Origin of the sequence: Actinomadura darangshiensis, from assembly GCF_004349235.1 — a bacterium.
Lineage (GTDB): Bacteria > Actinomycetota > Actinomycetes > Streptosporangiales > Streptosporangiaceae > Spirillospora > Spirillospora darangshiensis.
The window spans coordinates 1-4,635 of sequence record NZ_SMKY01000465.1 but is presented as its reverse complement, the minus strand read 5'-3'; the positions used below and the strand labels follow the sequence as shown (position 1 = coordinate 4,635).

Sequence of the window (4,635 nt, the reverse complement as noted above, 5' to 3'; positions counted from 1 at the left end):
GCGTAGGTGTCGGCGTGGGGGTGGGCGTGGTGCCGTCGGTGATGGTGAAGTGGGCGAACGGCTCGTCCTGGCCCGGGTCCTTCGTGCAGGCCACGTCCTTGCCGCCGGCCCAGACCTCGGTGCCGTCGGCCTTCTTCGGGTTGATGTGCTGCGTCAGCCCGGCGATCGTGATCGTGCCGTCGCCGGTCTGGCTGAACACCAGCTGCGGCGCGTCGCCCTCGGCGACGAGGGCCCAGGTCGCCCCGGCCTCCTGCGGGATGTCGACCTTGTTGATGACGACGTCGGTGGCGACCGGCAGGTTCGGCTCCTCGGGCACCGACACGACCGAGTCGGCGGAGGCCGTGCCCTCCAGCGTGACGGCCTTCACCGCGCGCAGGCCGTTGGTGATGGTGCCGGTGATGTGCGCCGTCGACTTGATGTGGAACGGCGGGGACAGCTCGCCGACCTTGATGGTGGACGGGAAGTCCGACTCGATGTCGACGGCGAGCGGCTGGTTCCCGATCAGCGGGAAGACGCAGTGGAAGTTCAGCGTCTGGTGGATCGGGTCCGCCGCGGCGGGGCCGGCGCCGAGGACGCCGAGCAGGGAGAGGCCGAGGCCGCCGACGGCCGCGGCCGCGAGGCCCTTGGCCCCGCGCCGTCTGCGCTTGCTGAGCTTGTCTTCCAACGTTCTGCCTTTCGTCCGGAACCGACATTCCCGAGCGTTTCGAGGCGAAAAACTACCGGCCGGTATGTCGACTGTCTTCACGTACCGCTGACAAATCAGAGGGGGTTCTCACTCACCAGTGGAAGGCTTTTTCAAATTGCCCATCACGTGCAGGAAATGACACTTTTTCGGGCATGCCGAAGAGGCCGTGCTCGCGGCCTGACAAAAGCGGCGAAAACTGTCACCCGGCGATTGTTTTCCCCGGGTCACGCGTCATAGGTGCTGGTAGGTGGTGTAGTCGGAGGCGAAGTCGTTGTAGCGCAGGAAGTTCGTGAAGCTCATCGTGATCGTGGCGTCCAGTCCCTCGACGTAGTGCCACCAGCCGATCGGGATGAACAGCAGCTCGCCGGGTTCGAGCGTGCACTCCAGCACCTGCGCGTTCTTCATGGCGGGGAACCGGTCGTAGTCGACGGCGCTCGCGTCGACCTCCGAGTAGCAGTGCAGCGAGTTGTAGACGTACGCGGTGTCGTGCAGCGGCACCATTCTGATCTTCTTGCGGCCCATGATCTGCGCCATGAAGTTGTTCGTGAGGTCATGGTGGTACGGCGTCTTCGTCCCGGGCGGGCCGAGCCAGAAGAAGCTCCTCCCCTTGGCCTCGTCGCCGTCGAGATACTCGCCGAGCGGGTCGATGTCGTCCCAGAGCGCGTCCAGTGCCTGCTGATTTCTGGACGCGTTGTTCGCCGTCATGTAGAAGTCGTTCGTCGTCCCGGCCGCCTCGACCATGTCGACGTACTCGCGGAACGGCATCAGCCGCTTGTGCTGCGGCCCGTTGATCTCGTAGTCCTCGTCGGACTCGCGCCCGAACTGCACCTCCACCTCGTTGCCGCCGCAGACGGCGCGCAGGTGGTCGAAGTCCCATTTCGTGCAGGCGGGCCACGACTTGAGCATCCCGGTGATGATGACCGGGCGGTTCTGGAAGTAGTACTCCTCGAAGAACTCGTCCCGGGAGAGCCGTTCGCGGCGCACGATCTCACCGCCGTCCGCGCGCATCCGCGCGAGCCTCCCGTAGACGGTCAGCGTCCATTCACGTTTGCGGAGCCGGTTCGCGATGCGGGACGCGCCCTGCACGTACGGGCTCGCCAATGCGCCGGCGACCTCGCGGGCGGCCTCCTCCCCGGTGAACCCGTTCTGCTCCAGCGCCGCGCGGATCACCTCCGGCGGATTGCCGAGCAGCAGGTTCTCGGCGATCCAGCGGCGCCACTGTTCCTTCGGACGTGTTGTCACGGCGATCCTCCTCGTTCTTCGGAGCGATGCCTCCGGGGTCGCCTCTCCGGACGGCGTCGGGGGCCGGCCTGGCCGGCACGGCTCAGGCCTGGGGAGCGGCGGAATGCCGCGGCTTCGGAAGCACCGGCGGACAGCTGATCTCGGCGAACGGGATGCAGGTGGAGCCGAGGCTGACCCGCAGCAGGTTCCCGGCGCCGGCGACCGTCCCGCTGAACAGCGGGTCGAGGTCCTCACCGGCGCCGCATCCCCGGAACGCCGGGATCGCGAAGGTCCCTTCGAGGGTCCCGCCCTCCAGGATGCTGGTCATCGTGCCCTTGAGCGTGATGTCGGCGTCGGTGGCCGTCCGGCACCGCGGCCCCACGTCCAGCGGGGTGCCGTCGACCCGCACGTCGAAGAGCCGGATCGACATCCTCATGTGCGCGGTGACCGACTGGATGCCCGTCTGCATGTCGCTGACGGCCTCGAACGTCCCGTAGTCCTTGCCCGGCCCCACCGGCCGCTGGGTCATCTCCATCGTCGCGGTCGTCGGCATGAGGTCGAACGTCAGGAAGGTCGATCTCGACCGCAGCGGCGTGACGAACCGCTGCCGCACCGAGGCGCCGGTATCGGTGATCATGTAGAGCACGTTGGTGAGCGCCGGTTCGGCGAACTCGGGATCGTTGAGTTGTGCCGCCCCGTGCAGCTTCTTGACGTTGGAGAATCCGGACAGGTACACGCAACCCGGGAGCCAGTCATCGGTGGGCGCGGGCATGGTGCCGCACTCCGGCGGGGTCTCGCCGGGCGCGGTTTTCGGCGCGCGGGCGGCCTCCGGTGCCCGCGTCCCGCCCGCGGACACCCGCACGGTCGCGAGCGCCGGCGCCCGGTCGCCCGCCGGGGCGCAGGCGACCGCGAGCGGCTTCGCCGAAGCATGTCCCTTGGCGTCGGGCGGGCCGATCTCCAGGGCCAGGTCGCCGGCGGTGAACGTGAGATCGCCGGTTCCGGCGGGCGTCACCGGCGGGACGTCGCCGGACGCGTCCAGCACCAGATCGGCGTCCTCGGACACCGGTGTGGCCGCCGTGGTCAGCCCCGGCCAGGACGTCCGGGCCGGCTTGGCGTTCTGGGTCACCGTCACGCCGAGCTTCACCGTCCCGACGACGGACGCGCCGCCGAGCGCGGTCACCTCGGGGAGCGCGGCCTTCGGGACCGTCACCGACGCCGTGACCCGGCCGGGCCGGACCGGCTCGCCGGCCGTCCCCGCCGCCGGGAACGTCCCCCGCACCCGGACGCCGACCTGCTGCGACGTCCCGGACGGGAACCGGCAGGTGTAGGTCAGCGCGGCGTCGGTCTCCTGCGCTCTCGCGGTCCCTCCGGGCAGCGGCCCGGACACGACCGCGCCGAGGCCGATCGCCGTCACCGCCCCGAGAGCCCAGCGGGCCCGGATCCTCATGTTCGGTCACCTCTCCTGTTCGGACGCACCGGGGTCAGGTCCAGCCGGAGAACCACAGGCGCGCGTGCCAGTCGTCCTCCGGGAGGGCCCCGGCCGTGAGGATGGGATAGAGGTAGATCAGGTTCACCGCGACGACCGCGAGGTAGGCGCCGATCGCCAGGCGCGGCACCCACCGGTCGCGGCCGTAGCCGAACAGCAGGACGATCGCGAGGACCGCGAACGGCAGCATCGGCAGCGCGTAGGTGGAGTACATCGTCCGGTCGGCGAACGCGGCCGGGAACCAGGGCAGCCAACCCGCGAGATACCCGCCGACGACGGCGGCGGCCCGCCAGTCGCGCAGGCGGACCGAGCAGTAGACCATGCCGATCAGCGCGGCCAGGGAGACCCACCAGATGGCGGGCGTGCCCAGATGGGAGATCTCGGTGACGCATTTCGCGGCGTCGCAGCCGTCCTGCCCGTAAGGCACGGACGTGCGCCACATGACGGCCGGATGCCCCAGGACGGGCCATTGCCAAGGCCACGACTGCCCGGGATTCGAGCCCGTCACGCCGTTGTGGAAGTCCAATGTCATCGCGTGGTAGTGCCACAGCGACCGGAGCGGGTTCAGAAACGCGGGCCAAATACCGCTCGGATGCTCCTCAGCCCAGAACCGCTGGAACCCAGGAACGTTCTGCCCGAAGAGACTTTTCTGCAGGGACGTCCCGGAAACGAACCAGCCCCACCACCCGGCCAGATAGACGACCCCGGCGACGAACCAGACCTGAACCAGCGAGAGCGGAAGATCCAGTTTCAGCATGCTCCGCCAAGGCTTGGGATGCCCGGCCTCCTTGCGCGCGTTCCGATCCCAGATCAGAGCCAGCACCCACAAGACGACCAGCAGGTAGACACCAGACCATTTCGTCCCGCAAGCAAGGCCGAAACACACGCCCGCACCGATGCGCCACCCATGCCGAACGAACGTCCCCGCGTCGCCGACGCGCCTCCGGTCCCGGTCGACGACGAGGCAGCCGAACCCGGCCAGCACCCACACGAGCAGGAAGATGTCGAGCATCGCGACCCGGCTGGACACGAGCCACGCACCGTCCAACGCCAACAGCAGGCCCGCCGCACAGCCGAGCACGGTCGAACCGGTCATCCGCCGAGCGGTCCGGGCAAGCAGGAACACGGCCAGGACACCCGCCACCGCAGCCGCACACCGGTAGCCGAACGGATCGGCCCCGAACACCGCCATGCCCGCCGCGATGAACCACTTGCCGAGCGGCGGATGCGCGGCCCACTCGCC

General features: G+C 69.1%; 4 protein-coding genes. All 4 read right to left on the bottom strand.

Features of this window, described 5'->3' with window-relative positions:
* Positions 1–664: DUF6801 domain-containing protein (locus tag E1293_RS44680; RefSeq protein WP_132205870.1), on the bottom strand; the 664-nt coding region annotated here is incomplete at its 3' end.
* A gap of 252 nt (positions 665–916) precedes the next feature.
* Positions 917–1,927 carry a cupin-like domain-containing protein gene (locus E1293_RS44675; RefSeq protein WP_132205868.1) on the bottom strand — a complete coding sequence of 337 codons (1,011 nt, stop codon included), beginning with the start codon at positions 1,925–1,927 and terminating at the stop codon, positions 917–919.
* 82 nt (positions 1,928–2,009) lie between these two features.
* A complete protein-coding gene (locus E1293_RS44670; protein ID WP_132205866.1) occupies positions 2,010–3,353 on the bottom strand; it encodes a DUF6801 domain-containing protein in 1,344 nt (447 codons plus the stop codon).
* Between the two features lie 34 nt (positions 3,354–3,387).
* A partial coding sequence (locus tag E1293_RS44665; RefSeq protein WP_132205864.1) for a dolichyl-phosphate-mannose--protein mannosyltransferase occupies positions 3,388–4,635 on the bottom strand: 1,248 nt, incomplete at its 5' end.

Bases quoted from the DNA above. Each gene is read 5' to 3' on its own strand.
- E1293_RS44670 (WP_132205866.1), bottom strand. From the start codon at position 3,353: ATGAGGATCCGGGCCCGCTGGGCTCTCGGGGCGGTGACGGCGATCGGC.